This is a genomic window from Flavobacterium sp. 245 (assembly GCF_004362055.1).
In the GTDB taxonomy this organism is placed as follows: Bacteria; Bacteroidota; Bacteroidia; order Flavobacteriales; family Flavobacteriaceae; genus Flavobacterium.
Map to the genome: position 1 here is coordinate 289,002 of NZ_SNXB01000005.1, position 23,484 is coordinate 312,485.

At 29.1% G+C, this 23,484-nt stretch carries 27 protein-coding genes; all 27 read right to left on the minus strand.

Annotated features, from left to right (window positions below; translation table 11 throughout):
- Window positions 1–50 precede the first annotated feature (50 nt).
- Entirely contained in the window at window positions 51–902 is an 852-nt protein-coding gene (rfbD, locus tag EV145_RS12155; protein WP_133525483.1) for a dTDP-4-dehydrorhamnose reductase, read from the minus strand.
- Complete coding sequence (rfbC, locus tag EV145_RS12160) at window positions 903–1,451, minus strand: dTDP-4-dehydrorhamnose 3,5-epimerase (protein ID WP_133525484.1); 549 nt, start codon at window positions 1,449–1,451, stop codon at window positions 903–905. It abuts the gene before it with no gap.
- 21 nt (window positions 1,452–1,472) lie between these two features.
- Window positions 1,473–2,612 carry a DegT/DnrJ/EryC1/StrS family aminotransferase gene (locus EV145_RS12165; RefSeq protein WP_133525485.1) on the minus strand — a complete coding sequence of 380 codons (1,140 nt, stop codon included), beginning with the start codon at window positions 2,610–2,612 and terminating at the stop codon, window positions 1,473–1,475.
- A gap of 3 nt (window positions 2,613–2,615) precedes the next feature.
- Window positions 2,616–3,266: an acetyltransferase gene (locus tag EV145_RS12170; protein WP_133525486.1), complete on the minus strand. Its 651-nt coding sequence runs from the start codon at window positions 3,264–3,266 to the stop codon at window positions 2,616–2,618.
- On the minus strand, window positions 3,244–3,981 hold the full coding sequence (locus tag EV145_RS12175) for an SDR family NAD(P)-dependent oxidoreductase (RefSeq protein WP_133525487.1): 738 nt from the start codon (window positions 3,979–3,981) through the stop codon (window positions 3,244–3,246). The genes EV145_RS12170 and EV145_RS12175 overlap by 23 nt, the downstream gene beginning before the upstream one ends.
- Window positions 3,978–5,060 (minus strand): aromatic ring-hydroxylating oxygenase subunit alpha, encoded by a 1,083-nt coding sequence (locus EV145_RS12180; protein ID WP_133525488.1) that lies wholly within the window; start codon window positions 5,058–5,060, stop codon window positions 3,978–3,980. The genes EV145_RS12175 and EV145_RS12180 overlap by 4 nt, the downstream gene beginning before the upstream one ends.
- 6 nt (window positions 5,061–5,066) lie before the next feature.
- Window positions 5,067–6,119: a ketoacyl-ACP synthase III gene (locus EV145_RS12185; protein ID WP_133525489.1), complete on the minus strand. Its 1,053-nt coding sequence runs from the start codon at window positions 6,117–6,119 to the stop codon at window positions 5,067–5,069.
- Window position 6,120: 1 nt separating this feature from the next.
- Window positions 6,121–6,351, minus strand: a complete 231-nt coding sequence (locus tag EV145_RS12190; RefSeq protein WP_133525490.1) for an acyl carrier protein — start codon at window positions 6,349–6,351, stop codon at window positions 6,121–6,123.
- A gap of 4 nt (window positions 6,352–6,355) precedes the next feature.
- Window positions 6,356–7,363, minus strand: coding sequence for a ketoacyl-ACP synthase III (locus tag EV145_RS12195; protein ID WP_133525491.1), 1,008 nt, complete (start codon window positions 7,361–7,363; stop codon window positions 6,356–6,358).
- Between the two features lie 2 nt (window positions 7,364–7,365).
- Window positions 7,366–7,968, minus strand: a complete 603-nt coding sequence (locus tag EV145_RS12200) for a sugar transferase (RefSeq protein WP_133525492.1) — start codon at window positions 7,966–7,968, stop codon at window positions 7,366–7,368.
- 7 nt (window positions 7,969–7,975) lie between these two features.
- Window positions 7,976–8,878: a glycosyltransferase gene (locus EV145_RS12205; RefSeq protein WP_133525493.1), complete on the minus strand. Its 903-nt coding sequence runs from the start codon at window positions 8,876–8,878 to the stop codon at window positions 7,976–7,978.
- A gap of 54 nt (window positions 8,879–8,932) precedes the next feature.
- Window positions 8,933–9,946, minus strand: coding sequence for a glycosyltransferase (locus tag EV145_RS12210; protein WP_133525494.1), 1,014 nt, complete (start codon window positions 9,944–9,946; stop codon window positions 8,933–8,935).
- A gap of 17 nt (window positions 9,947–9,963) precedes the next feature.
- Window positions 9,964–11,073: an EpsG family protein gene (locus EV145_RS12215; protein WP_133525495.1), complete on the minus strand. Its 1,110-nt coding sequence runs from the start codon at window positions 11,071–11,073 to the stop codon at window positions 9,964–9,966.
- A 2-nt stretch (window positions 11,074–11,075) separates the two neighbouring features.
- Entirely contained in the window at window positions 11,076–12,158 is a 1,083-nt protein-coding gene (locus EV145_RS12220; protein ID WP_133525496.1) for a glycosyltransferase, read from the minus strand.
- Window positions 12,159–12,178: 20 nt separating this feature from the next.
- Window positions 12,179–13,171 carry a glycosyltransferase gene (locus EV145_RS12225; protein WP_133525497.1) on the minus strand — a complete coding sequence of 331 codons (993 nt, stop codon included), beginning with the start codon at window positions 13,169–13,171 and terminating at the stop codon, window positions 12,179–12,181.
- 1 nt (window position 13,172) lies between these two features.
- A complete protein-coding gene (locus EV145_RS12230) occupies window positions 13,173–14,072 on the minus strand; it encodes a glycosyltransferase family 2 protein (RefSeq protein WP_133525498.1) in 900 nt (299 codons plus the stop codon).
- Window positions 14,069–14,713 (minus strand): CatB-related O-acetyltransferase, encoded by a 645-nt coding sequence (locus EV145_RS12235; protein ID WP_208110903.1) that lies wholly within the window; start codon window positions 14,711–14,713, stop codon window positions 14,069–14,071. Before EV145_RS12235 ends, EV145_RS12230 begins: the two co-directional genes overlap by 4 nt.
- Window positions 14,714–14,767: 54 nt before the next feature.
- Entirely contained in the window at window positions 14,768–15,598 is an 831-nt protein-coding gene (locus tag EV145_RS12240; protein ID WP_133525500.1) for a glycosyltransferase, read from the minus strand.
- A 3-nt stretch (window positions 15,599–15,601) separates the two neighbouring features.
- Complete coding sequence (locus tag EV145_RS12245) at window positions 15,602–17,092, minus strand: oligosaccharide flippase family protein (protein WP_133525501.1); 1,491 nt, start codon at window positions 17,090–17,092, stop codon at window positions 15,602–15,604.
- Window positions 17,092–17,601 carry an acyltransferase gene (locus tag EV145_RS12250; protein WP_166638447.1) on the minus strand — a complete coding sequence of 170 codons (510 nt, stop codon included), beginning with the start codon at window positions 17,599–17,601 and terminating at the stop codon, window positions 17,092–17,094. Before EV145_RS12250 ends, EV145_RS12245 begins: the two co-directional genes overlap by 1 nt.
- Before the next feature lie 85 nt (window positions 17,602–17,686).
- Window positions 17,687–18,790, minus strand: a complete 1,104-nt coding sequence (locus EV145_RS12255) for a DegT/DnrJ/EryC1/StrS family aminotransferase (RefSeq protein ID WP_133525503.1) — start codon at window positions 18,788–18,790, stop codon at window positions 17,687–17,689.
- A 247-nt stretch (window positions 18,791–19,037) separates the two neighbouring features.
- Complete coding sequence (locus EV145_RS12260) at window positions 19,038–20,930, minus strand: acyltransferase family protein (RefSeq protein ID WP_133525504.1); 1,893 nt, start codon at window positions 20,928–20,930, stop codon at window positions 19,038–19,040.
- A complete protein-coding gene (locus tag EV145_RS12265) occupies window positions 20,923–21,909 on the minus strand; it encodes a ketoacyl-ACP synthase III (protein WP_133525505.1) in 987 nt (328 codons plus the stop codon). The genes EV145_RS12260 and EV145_RS12265 overlap by 8 nt, the downstream gene beginning before the upstream one ends.
- A complete protein-coding gene (locus EV145_RS12270; protein WP_133525506.1) occupies window positions 21,909–22,130 on the minus strand; it encodes an acyl carrier protein in 222 nt (73 codons plus the stop codon). Before EV145_RS12270 ends, EV145_RS12265 begins: the two co-directional genes overlap by 1 nt.
- An 11-nt stretch (window positions 22,131–22,141) precedes the next feature.
- Window positions 22,142–22,666 (minus strand): GNAT family N-acetyltransferase, encoded by a 525-nt coding sequence (locus EV145_RS12275; RefSeq protein WP_133525507.1) that lies wholly within the window; start codon window positions 22,664–22,666, stop codon window positions 22,142–22,144.
- A complete protein-coding gene (locus EV145_RS12280; RefSeq protein WP_133525508.1) occupies window positions 22,650–23,078 on the minus strand; it encodes a sugar 3,4-ketoisomerase in 429 nt (142 codons plus the stop codon). Before EV145_RS12280 ends, EV145_RS12275 begins: the two co-directional genes overlap by 17 nt.
- The gene (locus EV145_RS12285) at window positions 23,075–23,473 is read right to left on the minus strand and encodes a sugar 3,4-ketoisomerase (protein WP_133525509.1); all 399 of its coding nucleotides are present in this window, start codon (window positions 23,471–23,473) and stop codon (window positions 23,075–23,077) included. Before EV145_RS12285 ends, EV145_RS12280 begins: the two co-directional genes overlap by 4 nt.
- Window positions 23,474–23,484: the final 11 nt, after the last annotated feature.

The following is a 23,484-nucleotide window of genomic DNA, read 5'->3' on the forward strand; positions in this document are numbered from 1 at the left end:
GATTTTAGATTTCTTTTAAAGTAAATCTAAAATCAAAATCTTGTGACTTTTTATATTTGTTTAAACATTTTTTTTAAACTTTCCTTGTATTCTGGAATATCTAAATTATAAATCTCTTTAATTTTTTTCTTATCCAATAACGAAAATTCTGGACGTTTTGCCGGAGTTGGATATGATGCCGAAGGAATCCCTCCAACATTACAATTATACCCTCCAAATTCTTTAATGCTCAACGCAAAATCGTACCAACTTATTTCACCTTCATTTGAATAATTATAAATTCCAGGAATCCACACTGGAGATATAAGAATATCTATCATCGCTTGTGCCAAATCAGCAGCATAAGTTGGCGAACCTATTTGATCGTTAACTACATTAATTGCTTCTCTTTCCTGCATCAAGCGCTGCATAGTTTTAACAAAATTATTACCAAATGAGCTGTAAACCCATGACGTTCTAATAATAATTGAATCTGAATTTTCTTTTAAGCATACAATTTCTCCTGCCAATTTACTTTGTCCATATGCATTAATCGGATTTGTTTTCGCTTCTTCATTTAAAGCTAGTGAAGAAGTTCCGTCAAAAACATAATCTGTTGAAACATGAAGTAATTTTGCTTTATTTTCTGAAGCATATTTTGCAATTACTCCAACAGCTAAGTGATTTATTCTAAAAGCTAATTCCTTTTCACTTTCTGCTTTATCAACTGCTGTATAAGCTCCACAATTTAAAATTATATCTGGTTCGATATCTTTTAACTGGGTTTTAAGCAATTCTAAATTATCTAATGTTATTTTGGTTCGATCCGCAAAAAACCATTCATAATTTTCATTATTTTGAGATAAAACTTTAAGCTCTGACCCTAATTGTCCATTCGCTCCTGTTACAAGAATCTTTTTCATTTAAAATAGACTGTTACAATTTTCAATAAAAGGTAAAACTTGATCTTTCTCTGAGACAATTGCCTCATTTAAATCCAATCCCCAATCAATATTTAAAGATGGGTCATCAAATTTAATACCCCCTTCAGAACCTTTATTATAAAATTGATCACATTTATACATAACAGATGCTGTTTCACTGATAACCGAAAAACCATGAGCAAATCCTTGTGGAACCAACAATTGTTTTTTATTTTCAGCTGATAATAAAATACTAAATGATTTTCCAAAAGTTGGAGATTTTTTTCTCAAATCTACCGCCACATCAATAATTTCACCTTCTAGCACACGTACTAACTTAGTTTGAGCAAAAGGAGGATTTTGATAATGTAACCCTCTTAAAGTTCCTTTTTTTGAAAAAGACTGATTATCTTGAACAAAATCAATATTAATTCCTAAATCTTCAAATTTAGTTTTACTATATGATTCAAAAAAATACCCTCTTTCATCACCAAAAACAGTTGGCTCTACAACAACTAAATCTTTTATAAATGTTTCTTCAATTTTCATATTATATGCGTAATCGTATTTTTATGATTTAAAAAAAGTTGTAATCACTTCCTCTATTCTGTTCTTATCATCCATTGTTAGATTTGACCCTGATGGCAAGCATAATCCATTTTCAAACAAACTTTCAGCTACATTATTACCATAATAAGGGTAACTTTGAAAAATTGGCTGTAGATGCATTGGCTTCCATAATGGACGACTTTCGATATTGCATTGTTCAAATGCTATTCTAAGATCTTCCGCTGTTTTCCCAATCTTTTTCCTATCAATAGTAATAACTGAAAGCCAATGATTTGAAAAACAATTATCATCCATCTCTGTAAGAACAATGACCCCGTCAATTTTACTAAAAAGATCTCTATAAAAACTATGCATTGCTCTACGTAAATGAACATGTGAATCTAACACTTCCATTTGTCCACGGCCAATTCCCGCACATATATTACTCATTCGGTAATTATAACCAACTTCGCTATGTTGATAATGTGGCGCATTATCTCTGGCTTGGGTTGAAAGAAAGACAGCTTTATCTTTCGTTTCCTTACTTTTAGCAACAATTGCACCTCCACCAGAAGTTGTTATAATTTTATTTCCGTTAAAAGAAAGCACTCCTATTTCCCCAAAAGTTCCACATTTTTGATTTTTATAATAACTCCCCAAAGCCTCGGCACTATCTTCCAAAACAGGAATTTCATACTTTTTTGAAATCGCATTTATTTCTTCAACTTTGTAAGGCATCCCATAAAGATGTACCGCTATAATCGCTTTTGGTTTGGTTCCCTTTGAAATTCTATCTTTTATAGCTTCTTCTAACGCAATTGGACAAATATTCCAAGTCTCTTTTTCACTATCAATAAAAACAGGAGTTGCACCAAGATATAATATAGGATTTGCAGAAGCTGAAAATGTCATGCTTTGACAAATAACTTCATCACCAGATTTAATGCCTAATAAAATTAATCCTAAATGTATTGCTGCTGTACCAGAACTTAAAGCTCCAACATAAACGTTTTCATTCAGATAGCTTTCCAGGTCTTTTTCAAAGCCATTAACATTAGGTCCTAAAGGAGCTATCCAATTTGTATCAAATGCTTCCTGCACGTATTTTTGCTCTGTACCTCCCATGTGCGGTGAAGAAAGCCATATTTTTGAATCACTCATTTTTTAAAATATTTTTTTTGCTGGGTTGCCAAAATAAGTTCCTTTATTTTTAATAGATTTTAAAACCACTGCACCTGCTCCAATTCTCGTATCATCGGGAATTTTAACCCCTGGAAGAATTACAGCATTAGAACCTATAAAAACATTTTTTCCTATCTGTGCACCACCACCTATATCTACATTTGCCATGATGCTAGTAAAATCCCCAATGACAACATCATGACCAATCTGAGAACCATTATTAATAAAAACAAGGTTCCCAATTCTTGAATCACATGATATAATTGCATAAGGAAGCAAAACTAATCCTTCTCCACAGATTGTTCGTTCACCAATAAAACAGGATTTATGTATAAAAGAAAAAATTGACGTTTGGGATTTAATTAATTGATCAAACAATTTCTCCTTTACATTTACATCTGCAATTGCGCAGATTACTGATTGATTTTTTTCTATTTTATCTAGTTCTATCTTGCCAAGAACCTTTTGATCGATCTCATAATCATTCAAAGCTTCTAGATTTTCATCCATGAAACCTATTATCTTTGTATAATTTTCTTCAGAAGATGTATTATGCCAACTAGCAATTTCTCGTGCTAGCCCGCCTGCTCCTAAAATGATAATTTCTAAACTATTGTATTGAGTACCCTCCATCAACTTTTATATTTTGTCCTGTTATCCATTTACTAGAATCTGATAACAAAAATGTTATCACGGGTACAACATCATCTACTTCACCAATACCCAGTGGATGCATTTCTTTAATTCTTTGAATATTGTCATCTTCAATTTGCGAAAATAATTTTTGGGTCATTGGTGTATTTACAACGCCAGGAGATATTGCATTCACTCTGAATCTTCTTTTTGCAAGCTCTAGAGCAGATGATCTTACGATTCCCAAAATAGCAGATTTTGTCGCACAATATCCAATTTTACCAGGCTGACCCAAATCTCCCATAACAGAGGAAAGGAAGACTACACTAGCTCCATCATTTGAATATTTTTTCTTAGAAAAGTGTCTCAGTAATTCAATGCCAGAAAACACATTAATATCAAATATTCGTTTTACATTTTCAGGATTATACATTGTTAATGGCAAAGTTTCTTCTATCCCTGCGCAATGAACAAAACCATCAAATTTTTCTCCCGCCAGCATTTCGTCGAATATCTTAAAATAGTTCAAAAAATCAATTAAATCAAAAGATAAAAATTTTAATTTATCATCAGACTTTTTAACAAGGTTCTCAATTTTACTTTGATCTCTGCCCACCGCTATGACGCTACATTCCTGCTTTATTAAAAAATCACAAAGAGCCAATCCTATTCCAGATGTAGCTCCAGTAACTAATATCTTTTTGTTATGTATCATTTCAAATATTTTTTATACATCTGTTGAAAATAAAGAACCCTTTCCTCTTCTTCGCTTAATTCTCCGTCGTAAGAAGAAAATTTGACACCTCTTTGCACTTCTTGACAAATAGCTTTATCTTCATCAAAAACCTTGCGATTAAAGTCTACCAGGCTTTCTTCATACACTTTCTCTAAAACAGAACCATTACCATTACTCTCGTCCTCTTTTTTTGTAATAAAAACAAAACTTTTAAACAATGTTTTATTTTCTGAAAGAGGAATAATTTGCGATAAATTGAAAGAAATTCCGTACGTTGATGAAATTAAAATATTAGGAAAAACTAGTAAATGTTTATATCCCTCAATTATATAGTTTCTTTCTTGAAATGGTTTATGAACTTTGGCTTGCTTTCCTTCATTTTCTTTCATCAAAACCTCTGCATTCCACATTGAATGATTCTTGGAAAAAGAAAAATCCAACCCGTCAGCTCCCAATTTTTGAAAAGTTTCTGAATGAATTAATGCAACATGGTAGCTTTCTAAAGTATTCTCAACTACAATTTTCCAGTTACATTCAATCTCTATTTCATTTAAATCAACCCGTTTTCCAAAATTATTAGACATTTTTTCTATCTCATCAAAGAAATTACCCAAATAATCCTGAAGACTCGTTTCATCTTGCTTTATTTTTAAAAAGACCAATGATCCGCAGATATCTACTGAGTACTCTTCCAGTTTAAGACATTCTAAATCTTCTTTACTAAAATTAAAAAACGGTTTTTTAGGAATTCCAAAAGGAATTCCTCTGTCATTATAAGCCCATCCGTGATAAGGACACATTAGTGGCCTGTTACCTTTTTCGGCGGTTTGAATTAATGAGTGTCTATGAGAACATACATTTTTAAATGCTCGAATTTTACCCTTCAAATTTTGTATAACAACAGATATCCCACAGGCGTCATAAACAACAAAGTCATTTACCTCAGCAAAATCTGAGGTAAAACCGACGAAATTCCAAATTTCTGAAAACAATTCTTCCTTTTCTTTTTCAAAAATTTCTTTTATAAAATATTCTTTTGGCTTTATTAAAGCTTTCATCAGCTATTATATTTCGATTATATCAAAAATTTTAGTTTTAGATATATTAATTAATAAATTACCCCAGTTTAATCCTGAACCGTATCCGCTCATTAATATATTTTGAGAATCATTCAATAAAGTATTATTCGAACACATTAAAAGGGGAATTGAAACGCCACTAGTGTTTCCGAAAATATTAATATTCAAAAGCATTTTCTCTTGCTCAACTTTTAATTGCTGTGCTATTTGTTTTATAATAAATTGATTAGATTGATGCAAAAGATAATAATCGACATCTTCTTTTTTAACATTTACTTTATCTAACAATTTTTCAATGCTTTTTGAAATTTCTCTTAATGTAAAATCGAAAACCTTTGGGCCATTCATAGTTAAATGAAGATTATGCTTTTTATTTCCCAGCTCGTCAGTTATAATATCTAAACTTTCTTTTGAAATTCCATTTCTATACCCTCCATCTGGTATTTGTATTGCATCGGCATTTCCTCCATCAGAGAAGAAATTAAAGTACGTTTTATCTTGATTTAATTCGTTGCAACCAATCAAAACCGCAGCTGCAGCGTCACCAAACAACATTGCAGTACTTCTATCTTCAGTTGAAAGTATTTTTGAAAGAGTTTCTGCTACTATAAAAAGAACTTTTCCCTTTTTTAGAGATTTAGCTATTGAAAAAGCTGTACTTAAACCCTGAATAAATCCCGCACAACCGGCATTAATATCTAAACACAGAATTTCCTTTTTCAATTCGAGTTTGTGCTGCAAAATATTTGATGTAAATGGAATTTTATAATCTGGCGTTTGACTCAAAAAAATCAAGCATTGGATATCTTCTTTATTTACTTCGTATTTATTAATTAAATCTAATGCAGCAGCATATCCTAAGTCTGAAGCAGTTACTTCATCTTCGGCCCAACGTCTTTCAGTAATGCCAACCGTTTTTTCAAAAACTCTGTATTCTTTTGGAGAAAACAGATCTCCAAAAGAATTATTGAAAATTTTTCTTCTCGGAACGCAAGCACTAATGGCTTCAATTTCTACACCTTGAAATTCCTGAAGCATATTAATTAAATTTTTCTAGTCCTATTCTTTCGATCAATGATTCGATTGTAGTTATATCTTTCAAATCGTCTGCATTTAAGGTAACTCCAAATTCATTTGAAACATAACCAATTAAAACCATAGCTGCCATAGAGTCCCATTCATCCAAATCTTTTAGATTTGTTGTAGTTTCTAGAGTAGTCTCAATTTCCAGCTCTTCTGCTAATCCTGAAATAAAATCAACTTTTTTCATAATATTATAATTTACTTTTTATTTTAATAAGTCCTCCTGACCAAGAAAGACCAACTCCAAATCCGACAATAATTATTGTAGTTTCTTTGTTAATTAATTCACTATATTTTTTTAATGCAATTGGTATCGTACAGGAAACAGTGTTTCCACCATCTTCCAGATCAATAAAAAAATTATCACTTGAAATTTTTAATCTTTTGCGCATAAAGTTTAACATATATGCATTTGCTTGATGAAAAACAAATTGATCAATGTTGTCTAAACTCAAATTGTTTAGTTCAACTATTTCTTTTGTAAAATTTGGCACAACTTCATTAGTAAAATTAAATACATCTGGTCCATTCATATACAAATGATTATCAGTATAACTATTATCAGTTCCATAAATAATTTCTGGAGAATCTGGATCATACCTAAATCTACTGCATCCATTTTTAACTATTAATTTATCATAACCAGAGCCATCGGTCCCAAATAAAAAGTTTCCAATATTTTCCTCTTCATTTGAATATGATATTAAGGTTGCAGCAGCGGCATCTCCGAAAATTGAGCGATTCGATCTATCATTTGGATGAAGATATTTAGAATAAGTTTCTGCGGTTACCAGTAGTACATTTTTTACCTGTCCTGAACTAATTAATCCTTTAGCAAGACTTACTCCATAGGTGTAACCAGAGCAACCTAGATTAAAATCTAAAGCTCCTATGCTTTTTTTAATTCCTAATTTATTCTGTAAGATACAAGCAGTAGTCGGCAAAAAATATTCAGGACTTTGTGTACAATATAAAATATAATCTATTTCTTGTCTATCATGATTTTGAAAAAGCTTCTCACAAGCTTTTACTGCTAAATCAAAAGCTGTTTCGTTCTCATCTACCCAATATCTATTCTTTATCCCTACTTTTTCTTCAAATTTTGAAAAATCATAATCTGGAAATCTTTTTTGTAAATAATTGTTAGTGATTTTATTTTTTGCATATACATACTCGATTGCTTTGATAAACATACCCATAATTAATTGCCTTTAAATGATTCTGTTGTTGCAACATTCTCTGCATTTATTCCTTCTGATTTAAAAACTTTTTCAACAGTTAAAAATACTATTTTTAAATCTAATAAAAATGAAATGTTATTCGCATAATAAACATCAAATTTGAATTTTTCTTCCCAACTGATAGTATTTCGTCCATTTACTTGAGCCCAACCTGTTATACCAGGCCTAATATTATGCCTCTGTTTTTGAAAATCATTATACAATGGCAAGTATTCTGGCAGTAATGGTCTTGGGCCAATTAAACTCATTTCTCCTCTTAGAACATTAAATAGTTGAGGAATTTCGTCAAGAGAAGTTTTTCTTACATAAGAACCAATTTTTGTTAATCGCTCGGCGTCAGGCAATAAATTTCCTGCTTCATCCTTTTTATCGTTCATTGTTTTAAACTTGATTATTTTAAAAACCTTTTCGTTAAGTCCCGGACGCGACTGAAAGAAAAAAGGTTTTCCGTCATTAGCTAAATATAGCCCAACAAAAACAATTATAAAAATTGGCATCAAAAGACATATACACACTATAGATATGATAAAATCAAGTGGTCTTTTCAAAAAAAATTTATACATGACTATATTATCTGAAATTTAACAAATTAAGAATTATAAACATTGTCTTTTTTTTATTGTCTCTCATTAAATCCTTATTATATTTCCATATAACATAATTTCTTTGAAAATAATTTCCTAAAAACAATTTATAAATTTTATATTCTTCAGTAGAAATGTCTAGATATTTGATAAATTCTTTAATCTGACTTTGATAGTACCCATTTAAAACCTGTTTGGATTTTTCTCTAATTGTCGCAATCGAAAGTTTATTTAAATGACCATGAACATTTGAATCGTGTAAACGATAGTGAATATAACTTTGGGAATCTATAACTACTTTTAGATTTCTACTTCTGGCGAAAAAATAGGTTAACCAATCATGCGAAAAATATTTCCAATTTACAGACTGAACATCTTTTAAAAAAAATTGAAAATCCTTAGCAAAATCTTTCGTAAAAACGTAGGTACAGCCAGCGCTTCCTCCTTCGAACAAAAAATCATATTTTCTTTGTGCAAAATCTTTTTTTAGCAAAATTAAATCACCAGTAGCTGTATCCCATTTTGTAAGATTAGAACAGTACAAATGTGCTTGTTCACTATCTAACTTCTCAACAGCATTTTTCATTTTTTGTGGCAACCAGATATCATCCTGATCAGAAAAAGCTACATAATCAAAATTTTCATCAAAATTTAGGTTACTAACCATATTTAAAAAATTTGTTGCTGCCGCGCCAGTTCCAGGAGTATTGGTTTTAGTAATTAAATCCGGAAAATCATTCTTTATAACTTGTAATGTATTATCAGTGCTTCCGTCGTCACTTATGAAGACGTCTACATCAACATCTTTCTGATTTAAAATAGATTCTAATTGCTCTGAAATATATTTCGCTCCATTATAAGTAGCTACTAAAATTTTGATTCTCTTCATGAAATCTCTTTCTTTTTCTTTGCTTTAAATATTTATAAAAATTATTTTCAAAATCTAATTTAGCTTACTAATCAACTTATCAATTTGATTATAGGTTTTTAGTTTTGATTTTGAAACCATAGTCTGCAAACTTAGCTCTAAAGCTAAAAAAATTGAGTCTATATCATTTGGATTAAAAACAATTGAAGGTTCACATACTGCATAGGTATAAGGTAAATCAGAAGCAATCACATTACATCCCAATTCAATTCCTTCAATAATACCCAGCCCAAAACTTTCTGATAAAGATGGAAAAATAACATACTCAGATTTCTCATATATATCTATTAATTTCTCCCTTTCAATAAATCCTAAATTTTCTATTGGATAGTCTTTATTTATCTTTTCCTGAATTAAATCAAAAATCTCAATATACTTTTTACTAACTGTCACAATTAATTTTCCTTTATGATGTTTATCATAAAATTTACAAAATCCTTCAATAAGTCTGGAATGATTTTTATTTTCCTGTGCATTACTTACATACAAATAAGTATGTAATTGTGTTATCTTATCTTTTTTTTCATTTTTCAGACCTAAAGGTGGATAAAAAGGCAAAACATTCGTCTTTTCTTTTTCTCCAAATTTTTGAACAAACTGCTCTTTTAAGATGTCTGACTGAAGTAGCCAATAATTTGTATTTTTTTTTAGAAAATTTACTAAAAAGACTTTTAGTTTATATTTTACTTTTTCGATAAAAGAAAATTCTTTAGGAACATTAAAGAGAATTGAATTATGAAAATAAGTAAAAACGATAGCATTCAGTTTTACAGGAGGAGGTACATTTCCTAACACAAAAACTTTTTTAAACTTACTTTTATTTTTTTTATAAAAAAGAAATCGTTTTGATAGTGAGGATTCTTGATATACTATTTTATTGGTATCTTTAATTTGAAAAAAACCAAATTCAATTCGACTGTCTATTAAATAAAAAACCTCAATATTTGTTTGTTCAAGTTCTTGAATCAAATAATCTAATAAAATTCGTCCTCCTCCATTATTTACATATATTGCATCTACAAGTATCATATTAAATTTTGAATATATTAATGCATCTCCCTGTGCAAGTCAGTATTAATGAAGATACCTTCATAAGGAATAAATAAGTCATCATATGCCGAAATTGACTGAAAAAAAAGTAAAATAGAATATAAGGAAATAAAAAACAATACATATCCTCTGTCTTTTGCAACAAATAAGAGTAACTGACTTGTTAATAAAAAAGTTTCCATGATATTAAAGTACAAACTCCCACGGTTTACTAAAATTATAAGGGTGTCTGCGAATAAGAAGTAAAATGCTAATCCAAATGCAAAGCCATTAAACAACAATCTATACGACTTAATTTTTTGGGCTAGCTTATCATAATTATATAAGAAAAGTACAAAATACATTATTCTTCTAATCAGTCCAATCAAACTCAAACTAGCATCTTGTATTTTATCAGTGTTCGAATAAATTTCCGCTTTCATTGCCGCTGTACCTCCTAACATGCTTCCAAAACCAGAAAACAATAAACTTGGCAGTGAAGTCTTCCCAATAATAAAAGATAATCCTAAGACTAGTATAATTTGATACTTTTTAAAATCCCTGTCCAGAAAATAATAAACAGCAAAAATAATTGCCGTAGTATGAAAAAGCGATGCAAAAGCCACCAACGGAAAAAAATATAAAGCCTTTTTATTAATAAAGACATATTGTAAGGAAAACAGACAGATTGCTAATGCTAATAGTTGTCTGTTAGACCCTAGAACTCCCATATTTGTAACATACAAGAGCAATAAAGAGACAATAGGATATGGGCTTAACTGCTTATTTGACTTTAAAATAAGTAGATAATATATGAGAGCATGTACAAAAAGAAAAATAACATAATTGTCTGTTAAATTTCTTATGAAATAAACAAAGAGACCATATCCAATTTCAAAACCATCTAAAACTCCTAGTAAAACCATCTGAATAGATGTGGTATTTTCAAAATTATCTCTATATACAATCCAATCAGTTCCTGTTTCCCATCTTAATCCTACTTGAAATACAAGTATTAAAAATAAAATACGATATAACGTATTCTTCTTTTTTACATCCAAATCAATGCAAAAATCGAGATAACCAAATATTAAGAATAAAAAAAAAGTTATTATATAAACTGTCATATCTAAAGAGAGTTATATAATTTAATCATCTCCCCAATATTTATTTTATTTGAAAACCTTTTTTCGTAGTAGTCTTTATAATTATCCTTTTTACCATTCTTAACAAATTTTATTTTTTGTAAGATAGACTCGACGTTGTTTTCAAACAGATAATCATCAGAAAAAATAAATTCAGGTATTGCACACTTATTAGATGCAATGACGGGCTTATCAAATAAATATCCTTCTATCATTGGCAAACCAAATCCTTCTCCAAATTCTGCAGGCATAATAACCAAATCACATTGACTATATAACATTAATAATTTTTCATCACTAACATATCCTAAAAGGTGAATATTTGTAAGCTTAAGGTCTTCTATTTTTTGTTTATAGTGGTCTAATAAAGGTCCTTTTCCGCCAATCAGAATTTCTATGTTTTCATCAACTAATGCTAAGGCAGTTTCTATTATTAAATCTATTCTCGCCCTTTCTTCAATACTTCTAACTATAAAAATTTTAAATTTATCTTCTTTAAAAAAAGACTCACTAACCTTTCTTGACTGTAAGTATTTTGAAGCTATAATTTCGTAATGACTTGTATTTGGTATTACAACAAATTTCTTTGATTTTAACGAGAACAAGCTTTTTGACTTTGAATAATTTGAAATAAAATGAATCATTTTACTTCTTTTATACATAAATTTTTCTAAAACATAAAATACATACCTGAATTTATGATTTATCGACTTGGCTAAATAATAAAGCCCATCGTGTACTGTAAACAAATCTGTACGAAATTTGCTCACGACACTCATTAGTGGGTTGTGAGAATGAATCAAAATTTGCCCATCTCTTCTATTTATCTTATTGAGTATACTATTTAAAGCCAGTATCCAAGTGATTGCATCTTTTTTTACACCTATGCAGAGAAGGTTATTATATCGATAAACCTTTGTGCTTGTATCCCAATGAATATAATAATGAAAGGATTCTGCATAAGCTTGAGATTGAATGTCAATTACATTTTCAACCCCTCGCTTATGTTTGTACATATTATTATAACCTAAATATGTTATTTTTATTTCTTTTTTATCAGCCCCCATCCATTTATTAATAAAGTAAATTACAAATTTTGAAAAATTTGATTAATTCTATGCTCGTATGTATGGTTATTATAAAAATGTTCTCTCTGCTCATTTGCTAGTTGATATCTCAATTCTGGTTTACCAATGTAATGCTTAATTAAATCGCATGCCTCATTTATTGATTTAAAAGTAAATTTTTCAACATCAATTTTTGAATACTCCGCGAGTGTTTGCTTATAATCACATATCTGAAAACCTCCAATACCAGCAATCTCAAAAAATTTAACATTTGCAGATTGAACTTCTGCATAATGAAAATTATTAAAAACAATTTTTGAGCCTAAAAGCACTTCTGCTTTGCGAGACCCAGTGATGAATTCATTTTTAAAATTTCCAGTAATTTCTTTTCTAGGAAATCTTTTATCTGGTGTTCCAAATAATGTTACATTAATTCCTTTCTTAATCAATTCACTTACCATTTGTGCTCTATAGGGATACATAGTACCAAAACATACAACATCGATATCAATTTTACGCTCCAACTCAGACCTATCAATATCAATTGTTTTATGAACTCTTGGATTGAATGCTTCTGGCAAATAAATGGCATTAAGGTTCATCTTATTTTTCATAAAGTCTTCCATAAAAGGATCTTTTGTAAAATAAGCATCGTAAGGTGAGGCAAAAATCTGCTGATGTTCTAATGTAGTTAACTGATCAGGATTAATATGGATTACTTTTGTATTTTTTAAATTACTTTTTATATATTTAATACAATCAGGATGTATAAAGCGATACGTACAAATAACCAAATCAGGAGCATGTTGAACAATAGCTTTAGCTATTTTATCAAAGCTGTACTTATCGTAGCTCGGAAAAAGTTTCATACCCCAATAATTTAATCTATAAGGAATTTTAAATAAATCTTTAATATCAATATGAAAAACATCATGCCCTAAAAAAGTCAGCGAATCATTTATATGAAATTCTAAACTATCGTAATCTTTACTCCCTAATATTGCAATCTTCATTTTAATATGTTTTTCTTATTTCAGATTCAAATTCTTTTTTTTCCTGCAAAGTGTAATTTGTACTAAATTTACTTAAGAATACAAACAATTTATCCCATAATTTATATCTTTTAAAGTTCTGAGTGTCATTCTTTTTCAAAAAAAGATTTTTACTAGTATGCGCTATGGTTCTTTTTTTATTACTATATTTTTTTATTTGTTTACCACTGGCATCTTCCAAATGAACAATTTTAGTTTCAGAATATATATACGATTCATAACCTTTTTGTTTCATTCTTAATTGTAAATCACTTTCTTCATAATACATAAAAAAAATTGGATCAAATCCTCCCAGATCAGTAAATAAGCTTTTTCTCATCATTAAATCAGCTCCTATTACATATCCAATTTTATAATATCCTTCATTGATAAAAGTTCTTGCAGGCTTATCTTTTTTTACGAAAAATTTAAAAACTGGTAAATTTTGCTTGTAATTTTCTATCTCTGTTTTACAAGAGGGAATTGCACTGCCATCTCCATTAAAACTACCATCTTGATCTATCAAAACACAACCTAGACTTCCAATATTTAACTGGCTTTCTTTTTGCTCAAAAAAGTCAATCATTTTTTTTATCGAATTCTCTAGAAGTAAAGTATCTGAATTCAATAAAAATAAAAATTCACCCTGAGCACTTTCAAATCCTAAATTGTTAGCTCTGCCAAATCCTAAATTTTGAGGTGATTTAATAAAAACTATATTTTCAACGTCCGAAAAAAAATCTACTGATCCATCTGTAGATCCATTATCTACCAATATAATTTCATAATCAACATGTTGAGTATTCTTTTTTATTGATTTTATACAATTGTTAGTTATTTCAAGAGTGTTATAATTAACTATGATTATAGAAACCTTTATCATAATGTTTTTTTGATTGAATTTATTACATCTAAATCCAAAGTTTTATATAATACATCTATATTTTTCTTTATAGATTCCATTCCTAAATCCGATAAATTAATTGAAGTACGGTCTGCAATTAAATCTTCAGGAATTCTCCATCTAATAAATTTAGCAGGATTACCACCAACAATCGAGAATGGAGGAACATCTTTTGTTACTACGCTTCCTGCTGCTACGATCGCTCCTTTACCAATTGTAACTCCTGACATTACAATTGTATTACTCCCTAGCCAAACTTCATCTTCAAGTATTATAGGCCCTTTTGTTTGAGCATCAATTTCTGAAAATTTTTCAACAAAATGCGCCTTTATAGGATAGGTAGTAAAAGTATTTATTTGATGATTGCCTCCTAGAATAAATACAACATTAGAAGCTATGCTTACAAAATTACCAATATGCAATGCTTCATCTTTGTTTCCAAAATACTCAACGTTGAGTTCTCCGTATGAAAATTTTCCAACTTTGATTATTTCAGATTTTTTTACATTGATAGAAAGAGAGGTGAAATTATGTTTATTATCTAACCTCCACTGTACAGCTTGCATTCTTCCTCTAACACTATTACTAATTTCTATTCGAATTAAATTTAGAAATTTCAAAAATTTTAACATGTCATTACTATATATAAAAAACTTACCTACACTAGGACTGATTTAAGCAGTTTTATTAGAAAACATTTTATAATATATTCCTGCAATTCTTTTTAAAACTTTAATTTTTGTGTAAATGCCAGGAATATTTTTTAATGTTTTAAGATAGGTTAGAATTACGGTCTTAGATAGTTCAGGATTAACTCCAGAAGTATTGGTTGAATGAATGCGATAGCTACAAACTTTTTTATCAAAAAAAAGAATTTTATTTAAGCAGGCAGACTTAATATAAAAATATAAATCTTCAGCTTTAAGATTTTCTGGATATTTTCCAATTAATTTATAAATATTTTTATCGATAAAAACTACCGGACCAGATATTGCAAAGTTGAATATTATTTCGTTCAGAATACCTTTATCAGACTGATATTTATTTTTTTTTGTTTTATGAAAGTCTTCCATCATACTTTCATATAGCAAGTCTCCATTACTGTCTATTACCCTTGCATCACTTATAATGACCATTTTAGAATTATTATTTTCTAAAAGATCTACTCTTTCTGAAATGGTATTGTTAATTAGTAAATCATCACTTGCTAAAGGAACCACATATTTTCCATTTGCTAAACTTATCAATTCATTAAGTGTTGCGGTAAAACCTTCGTTTTTTCTATATTTAAAAATTATAGGAATTGCCGAATTATTGTCTTCTATCCATTTTTTTATACATTCAACACTTCCGTCTTTTGAACCGTCATCTATTATCACGATTTCTTTGAATGGATAAGTATCTTCTAAAATACTTGATAATGCAGTCGTAACATATCTTTCATGATTGTAACAAGGCACTATAATCGAAACAAGTGGATTATTTTTACTATTTTCAATTTTCATGCTTTATCTCTTTAATCTATTCTGAAAAAAATTGTCAATAGTATTTTTTATTCCAATACGCCTGTCTAATTCTATATAGGAATAGTAACACGAAATAATTATAAATATTATCCCAACAACATACGAGTAAGGTTTTTCAATCAATTTTACAACAATAAAGCAACCTACAGCTAATATAAACTGAATCGCAAAAATTTTAATAAAAGAGGAATTAAAAGAAAACGAATATTTGACATTACTTAATATTAATATCTGTACAAAATATAAAATATATCCCATAAAAAAAGATATTCCAAGTCCAGTTAATCCCCATAAATAATATCCTAATACATCTAAAAGAAGCATATATAAACTTCCTGTCAAATCATTCCAGAAAAAAATTTTTGAAGCTCCTTTAGCTAATAGAATAAATCCTACTGACCAAGCCGCAGCTTTAAAAAAAACTGCAAGAGCCAACCATAGAACCATTTCCTCTATAGGTAAAAATTTATGAGAATAAAGAATAATAATAACTAACTTAATAAAAACTAAAAAGACCATTATAATTGGCCCAAGAATCAAAATAGAAATTTCTGCTTGTTGGTTTATAACATTTTTGCATAATTCATTTGAATGAGAAACACTTGAAAGTCTGGGGAAATAATCTGTTGCCATTGCGGTAAAAATCAAACCTACATAGACATTAATGATTGAAAATCCTGCAGTAAATAATCCTACCTGTTCAACACCTCCACGACTATTAATAAATATCTGAATTAAATAAGCGGTTGCACTTACTAATAATCCATTTAAACTAATCATAAAACCCATTTTGAGCATATGCTTGCCCTCTGAGTAAACTTGCTTTCTAGTTAAAGTTACTGAGATAATTTTGCTTTTATTTGCGAAGTACCATGAAATACAAAAGGAAATTATTGAAGCAATAATCATTGCAGGTACAATCCCACTAGCTCCAAAAAAATAGTATAATGGTAAAGTTATAATTAGACCTAAAAAATTACCGCTTAAACTAGCCTTTGCAAGGTATTGTAATTTTTGCGTTCCTTGAAGAATAGCTAACTGGCCAGTACTTAATTGATTAAACAAAAGAGTTACTGAAACTAATATAAAAGGATAAATATAGCTATTACTTCCGAAGGTAACCTTGCTCAAAAAGGGTGACATGACTATAACTACTATCATTCCAAGAATTCCTGTCACCCAAACCCAATGTTTTAGAGCAGTAATAATTATAGAGATTCTAGTCTTATCTTCCGCTGCATTAGCTGCTGAAACATCTCTAACGGCGCTTGTTCCCAAACCGAAATTTGTTATACTACCTACAACTCCAATTGTTGAAGTAAGCAAACCAACTATACCAATTCCCGCCGAACCAATAAATAAAGCAATGAATTTAGACCTTAAAATAGAAATTAAAATTGTGAAAATTTGCACACCTCCAAATATCGAGGTGGCTTTCATAATATTACGATAAGAAGATTGCTGACTATTCATTAAAGCGATTTTATTAATTTCGCAGGTACTCCTCCGATAATAACATTTGCAGGGAATTTTCCTGATACAACTGCTCCGTTTGCAACTATTGTATTATCTCCTATCTCAGAGTTTTTTAGAATTGTGACATTATTTCCTAGCCAAGCATTCTTTCCAATAATAACTTTACCTATTTCTCCAATCTCTTGTCTTCGAGCTGGATCAATATTATGAGCTTCATGATCCATAATTGTTACATACTGACCAATTAAAGTTTTTTCACCAATTTCGATATAATTAGCTGAACATATCATGACATTATTATTTGTTGAAACATTATTTCCAATTTTTATTATTGAATCTTGATATCTAGCTTGCAGTTCTATACTTCCTCCCTTGTGAAATCCCCCTAAAACATACCCAAAAGAACAATTTTCTCCAATTTCAACCTTCCCTACTCCTCTACAAAGAATAATTTGTTGAACTGAAATTTTTGTTTTAAATATTACTCTTTTGTATAAAATTGCCATAAGATTAGGCAAAAAAAAACAAAATAATTGTCTATAATAATGAACAAAAACAGTTTTGATACTTTTCAAACTCCTAAAAATCAATCTAAACATTATAATTATTCAAAGCCATAACAATTTTTTCTACCTCGTCACTACTCATCACAGGACTAATTGGCAAGCTTAACACTTCATCATGGATTTGTTCTGTTATTGGAAAAGAAAGCGAATTCATTTCGCGATAACATTCTTGCTTATGAGGTGGTATAGGATAATGAACTAAGGTCTGAATCCCATTTTCAGTTAGATAATCTTGTAATCTATTTCGATTATTTGTTCGAATCACAAAAACATGCCAGACATGGTCGTTGATTTCCCCCTTACCTGGCAACAGAATTTTAGAATTTTTAATATTTTGAATATAATAAGCTGCTATCTCTCGACGAATCTTAGTTTCAGAATCTACATATTTTAATTTTACATTTAAAAAAGCTGCCTGAATTTCATCCATGCGACTATTTAATCCTTGGTATTGATTAACATATTTCTTTGCCGATCCGTAATTTGCTAAAGCTCTAATTGTCTTTGCTAATGAACCATCTTTTGTAGTCACTGCGCCTGAGTCACCCAAGGCTCCTAAATTTTTTCCTGGATAAAAGCTAAAACCTGCAGCATCACCTAAATTACCAGTTTTTTTATTTTTCCAATATGCTCCAATAGCTTGCGCATTATCTTCAATCAATTTTAAGTTATACTTTTTAGCTAAAAACTCTAACTCTTCACTCCAGCAAACTCTACCATAGAGATGTACAATCATTATAGCTTTAGTTTTTGATGTAATACTTTTTTCTATTATTTCAAGATTTAAATTAAAAGTATTTGCATCAGGCTCAACTAAAATCGGAGATAATTTGTTATCTGTAATTGCTAAAATTGACGCGATGTAAGTGTTAGCAGGAACTATAACTTCATCTCCTTCCTCCATTAATCCTAATTCTATATAAGCTTTAAATATAAGTCTTAGAGCATCTAGACCGTTAGCAACTGCAATTGCCTCTCCTCCTCCTTGAAAAACTTCTAAGTTTTTTTCAAAATCCTTTACTTGAGTACCCAACAAGTACCATCCACTATCTATAACTTCTGCAGCTGCCTTCTTAAGTTCTTCTGAATACTGTTTATTTATTTTTTGTAAATCTAAAAATTTAATCATTTTATTTCATTGTAAATTACTATTGTACTACCTGAATAATAGAGATCAAAATCAGATAAAGCGATTTTACCATCTATTGTTCTTCTAAGCTATTCTTTTAAACTATTTAAGAAAGATGTACTTAAAATATTTTCCTCAATTATCCAACTAATACAATTCCCACACAAAAATTTCTGTTATTTCTATATTTATTGATTTATCTTTCAAATTAAGAATTTCAGCATTACTGTATTTTATATAATACTCATTAGTGCGGATACAAAATATGATCTATATTTTGAAATATCACATTCCTATATTGTTCAGTTCCATACAGAGTTAAGTGATTATTATCATAAATGTATGGGTAATAATTTTGTGATAAATTTTTAATTTTATAATTAAGTATATCTATATATTTTTTATCTAATTTTAATTTTAAATACTCATTAATCTCTGTGTTCTTTTCAAAAATTTTATTTTCTAATGGAAAATCAATATTATATCGAGTTTTCATATAAATATAGGTAGGATATTCGATCGGATAAGTCTGTGTCTGGCCCAAATAACTATATTTAATATTTAATTTATCAAAATAGTTATTCGTAAAATTGATTTTTTTTTCTAATTCTTCTTTCGTATACACAGCATAATTGGAAGCAATTACAACTAAATCTATTTTATTTTTATTCAGTTTAAAAAAACTACTAAAGGCATAATTAAAATAATTAACAGATTCCTTAAGCTCACTTTTAGAATTAAGCATAGGATAAGTCGCGTCTGATGTAATTTGTATTAAATTAATATTTTTTCTATCTAGATTTTCAAATGTTTGCGCAAACATACCCGCATGACTATCCCCTAATAACACTACATTTTTTTTACCGTTATCAGCTACTTTTAAAAAACTTAAATTAAAATTACGAAATGGCTTATTTCCGGTAAAATGCCTAGTACCAATATTATATTGTTTTTTTCCTTCTTTTTTCACATAATCATAACTAACACTCATTAAATTCCCAAATTTTTTTGAGTATATACTCGCATTCATTTTATTTAAAAATAAAGTAACTGCAAAAATTAGAGTACAAGCAATTAGAGACAATTTTACATTTTTAAAAAATGCTTTTTTCTCTACAAATTCAAAGGAAAGAACAGCGCAAATTAAAGAGATTAAAATAAAAGAAATCCGACTTTGTATACTGTAATTAAGGCCAAAAAACATACTTAAAACATAAATAGGCCAATGATATAAATAAAAAGAATAAGATACATCTCCTAAATATTTTGAAAGACTATTTTTAAAAAAAGCAAAATCAACATTTAGTCCTAAAATTAATGTAGTCGCAATTACGGGAATAATTGTAACACTAGACGGCCAACTTTGTGAACCAAAAAGTACAATACAACAACCAAGTATTAAATAACATATTACAGCAAGAACTATTTTTATCTGTCTTTTTATAATTGTAATATTACTGTAATATAAAAAGGCTAATCCGCCACATAGCATCTCCCATGCTCTTGTGTAAAAAATGTAAAATGAATAGTTAACATCTTTTGTAGAATGATATATCATGCTTAAAAAAGAAATTACAATCAGAATACAAAATATAAAAGTGAATAATTTTATGTTAAAATGATATATCTTTCTTAAAAAAAGTAATAATATTGGATAGACCATATAAAATTGCCATTCCACAGAAAGTGACCAAGTATGTAATAAGAAATTATTATGAGCAGAAGCATTAAAGTATCCATCATTCAAATAATATAGAATGTTTGAAAAAAACAGACTGCTAGAATAGGCACTTCTTAAATATTGAAATAACTGTATAGGAACAAAAACAAAAACTATGGCAGAAAAAAGCAACAACAAAACTAAAAGTGCTGGAAATATCCTAACGATTCTTCTTTTATAAAACTCAAGTAATGTAAAACTGTTGTTCTCAAAACTTAACAGTATAATCCTTGTCATTAAATAACCTGAAATAACAAAGAAAATATCTACTCCTACAAAACCACTTCTAAATGGAAAAATATTATAGTGGTAAAATACTACAGCAAAAACAGCAATTATTCTTAAAAATGAAATATCAAATCTAAAATTCTTGTCGGTACTCACAAAAGTAAACTTTTTAAAATCTAGAATCTTACTCATTTACTTCATTGTAAATTACCAATGCTCCCCACGAATATCCAACACCAAAACCTGCCAAAAGAATTTTCTTGTCATCTGTAGTCAGTTCCATGCGATTTTTGAGAGCAATTGGAATAGTAGAAGAAACGGTATTTCCATAAGATTCCATATCAACTAAAAAATTTTCTTTTGCAATATTTATTTTCTTTCTCAAATAGTCTAACATAAAAGTGTTTGCCTGATGAAAAATAAACTGATCAATAGTATCTATACTTTCGTTATTTTTTTGTAGCGTTTTCGTTATTAAATTTGGGATTGCTTTAGCAGTAAAGTTAAATATTTCTGGCCCATTCATATAAAGATTATTATCATTTGGTTGCTCATTTTCTAGTGTTTTTGGGCTTTTACTTGCGCCATTTTTAACTATTAAATTTGCAAAACCACTACCATCACTTCCTAATGAAAACTCACCTAGTCTATGTGAACCATTATCTGAAATTAATGTTGCTGAGGCCGCATCTCCAAAAATACTTTTGTTTCCTTTATCAAGACTGTGAATATATTTCGAATACATTTCAGCAGTTACTAAAACAACGTTTTTTGCAATACCAGCAACAATCAAACCTTTAGCTAGTGACAATCCATAAATATAACCTGAACATCCCTGATTAATATCAATTGCAGCACAACTAGTTGAAAGTCCTGCCTTATCTTGAACAATACAGGCCGTTGTTGGCAAAAAATAATCAGGAGACTGCGTACATAGAAGTAAATAATCAATATCTAATTTATTAATCGAATGCTCTGAGCAAAGCGCATTTATAGCTTCTATCGCTAGATCTGATGTATATTCATTTTTTCCAGAAATACTTCTGCTTTTTACTCCAATTTTTTGGATTATTTTCTCACTATCCCATTCAGGAAATTGATCAACAATATCTTCATTTGACAGTTTATCAGCTGGTAAATAATAAGAAATATGCTTTATAAAGGCTTCCATTATTTATTGTCTAAAATATACTGATAAAACTCACTTATTGTTTTAAAACTTGAAATTGTTTTGATGTCAACTTTTAAATCGTATTCATCTTCAACCATCATTTGAATAGTTACTGCTGTTAATGAATCCCAAAAATCTGAATTGACATAATCAAAATCTGGAGATAGTTCAGTATTTACATCTTCCAATTGATTCTTAAAGTTTTCTATAAATTTTTCCATATTTTTTTTTTTTAGAATAGTCTTTCAAATTTAATCTTATTTGCAAAGAAATTTTCTTTAGTTAAGATAAAATAGTAATTTAAATCATCTTCCTTTAATAAAGATGGCTCGAATTTTTTATGATAATTCACAACCGACTTATTTTCTTTCCTTACCTCAAAATTTAACATGTCAAATTTTAAGGTAGTAAATACAAATGCTTTTAAAATTATATCAACTTTAATAACATTTATTGCAATATCATATCCTGGTTTTGAAACAAAACTTCCAATTTCTATGTTATTCTCTTTTTTATTATATATACGATAAGTAGCAAACTTAATATCATTTTCATCTATCGCAATAAAATAATATTCCTCACCTTCCTTCTCCCGTTTCTTGTAATTTCTTATCCATTCTCGTTGTTTTTCAATGCTAACATCGGTCTCACTGATAAACTTAGATTTCGAAAAATCAGTACGAATAGAAACTATAAATTCAGCATCTATTTCTTCAACTAATCGTAATTTTATACCGTGACTATTTATCTGTTTCAAGTCTAAAATTTAAAAAATTATCATATTCTCTTAAATAATCTAATTCGCTATACTCTTGAGATGCAAGTACTAGACAAATAGATCCACTTGAAAAATTTATTTCTGATGCCCAAATACCTGGAGGTATATGTAATCCTAAATCGGGTCTATTTAACATCACTTGCCTTTTAGTTATACTATCATCCAATAAAACTTCAAAACTTCCACTTACAGCAACTAAAAATTGATGGCACTCTTTATGAGCGTGAGCCCCCCTTGATTCACCACCAGGAATATCATACAAATAAAATATTCTTTTAACAGCAAAAGGAATTTCAATATCATTATTAATTGAAGTAATATGACCATTGCGATCTCCTAATTGTTTTAAATGCAAAAGACTGCAATCAAATACACTATTTCTAGTTCTCATTTAAACATTTTTTTATAATCCTCAAAATTTCTTACATAGTCCTCACTAGAAAATGATTTACTTGAAACATGTAAAGCAAGTGCATTGGTAGAAAAATTTTCAATATGTCTCCAAGTCTTTGCTGGTAAATAAAGACCATAATAACTTCTATTTAACGAAAAAATATCCGTACTATTATCTGCATTTGTAACTACAACATCAAAACTCCCACTTAATGCAATGACAATTTCTTCCTGCTCATAATAAGCATGACCCCCTCTAATTTCTCCTCCTGGAACATCATAAGTCCAAAAAGTTCTCTTAATTTCAAAAGGAATTTGATTAGGATATTGTAAAAAAGTAAGGTTACCTCTTGGATCTTGAATTTTTGGAAAATCGATAATTGCGGGTTTCATCTTAAGGCAAA

Bases quoted from the DNA above. Each gene is read 5' to 3' on its own strand.
- EV145_RS12240 (WP_133525500.1), bottom strand. From the start codon at position 15,598: ATGAAAATTGAAAATAGTAAAAATAATCCACTTGTTTCGATTATAGTG.
- EV145_RS12165 (WP_133525485.1), bottom strand. From the start codon at position 2,612: ATGAGTGATTCAAAAATATGGCTTTCTTCACCGCACATGGGAGGTACA.
- EV145_RS12280 (WP_133525508.1), bottom strand. From the start codon at position 23,078: ATGAGAACTAGAAATAGTGTATTTGATTGCAGTCTTTTGCATTTAAAA.
- rfbD (WP_133525483.1), bottom strand. From the start codon at position 902: ATGAAAAAGATTCTTGTAACAGGAGCGAATGGACAATTAGGGTCAGAG.
- EV145_RS12170 (WP_133525486.1), bottom strand. From the start codon at position 3,266: ATGGAGGGTACTCAATACAATAGTTTAGAAATTATCATTTTAGGAGCA.
- EV145_RS12230 (WP_133525498.1), bottom strand. From the start codon at position 14,072: ATGATAAAGGTTTCTATAATCATAGTTAATTATAACACTCTTGAAATA.
- EV145_RS12250 (WP_166638447.1), bottom strand. From the start codon at position 17,601: ATGGCAATTTTATACAAAAGAGTAATATTTAAAACAAAAATTTCAGTT.
- EV145_RS12270 (WP_133525506.1), bottom strand. From the start codon at position 22,130: ATGGAAAAATTTATAGAAAACTTTAAGAATCAATTGGAAGATGTAAAT.
- EV145_RS12210 (WP_133525494.1), bottom strand. From the start codon at position 9,946: ATGATACTTGTAGATGCAATATATGTAAATAATGGAGGAGGACGAATT.
- EV145_RS12215 (WP_133525495.1), bottom strand. From the start codon at position 11,073: ATGACAGTTTATATAATAACTTTTTTTTTATTCTTAATATTTGGTTAT.
- EV145_RS12285 (WP_133525509.1), bottom strand. From the start codon at position 23,473: ATGAAACCCGCAATTATCGATTTTCCAAAAATTCAAGATCCAAGAGGT.
- EV145_RS12185 (WP_133525489.1), bottom strand. From the start codon at position 6,119: ATGCTTCAGGAATTTCAAGGTGTAGAAATTGAAGCCATTAGTGCTTGC.
- EV145_RS12225 (WP_133525497.1), bottom strand. From the start codon at position 13,171: ATGAAGATTGCAATATTAGGGAGTAAAGATTACGATAGTTTAGAATTT.
- EV145_RS12245 (WP_133525501.1), bottom strand. From the start codon at position 17,092: ATGAATAGTCAGCAATCTTCTTATCGTAATATTATGAAAGCCACCTCG.
- EV145_RS12175 (WP_133525487.1), bottom strand. From the start codon at position 3,981: ATGATACATAACAAAAAGATATTAGTTACTGGAGCTACATCTGGAATA.
- EV145_RS12200 (WP_133525492.1), bottom strand. From the start codon at position 7,968: ATGTATAAATTTTTTTTGAAAAGACCACTTGATTTTATCATATCTATA.
- EV145_RS12265 (WP_133525505.1), bottom strand. From the start codon at position 21,909: ATGGAAGCCTTTATAAAGCATATTTCTTATTATTTACCAGCTGATAAA.
- EV145_RS12255 (WP_133525503.1), bottom strand. From the start codon at position 18,790: ATGATTAAATTTTTAGATTTACAAAAAATAAATAAACAGTATTCAGAA.
- EV145_RS12195 (WP_133525491.1), bottom strand. From the start codon at position 7,363: ATGGGTATGTTTATCAAAGCAATCGAGTATGTATATGCAAAAAATAAA.
- EV145_RS12190 (WP_133525490.1), bottom strand. From the start codon at position 6,351: ATGAAAAAAGTTGATTTTATTTCAGGATTAGCAGAAGAGCTGGAAATT.
- rfbC (WP_133525484.1), bottom strand. From the start codon at position 1,451: ATGAAAATTGAAGAAACATTTATAAAAGATTTAGTTGTTGTAGAGCCA.
- EV145_RS12260 (WP_133525504.1), bottom strand. From the start codon at position 20,930: ATGAGTAAGATTCTAGATTTTAAAAAGTTTACTTTTGTGAGTACCGAC.
- EV145_RS12180 (WP_133525488.1), bottom strand. From the start codon at position 5,060: ATGAAAGCTTTAATAAAGCCAAAAGAATATTTTATAAAAGAAATTTTT.
- EV145_RS12205 (WP_133525493.1), bottom strand. From the start codon at position 8,878: ATGAAGAGAATCAAAATTTTAGTAGCTACTTATAATGGAGCGAAATAT.
- EV145_RS12220 (WP_133525496.1), bottom strand. From the start codon at position 12,158: ATGGGGGCTGATAAAAAAGAAATAAAAATAACATATTTAGGTTATAAT.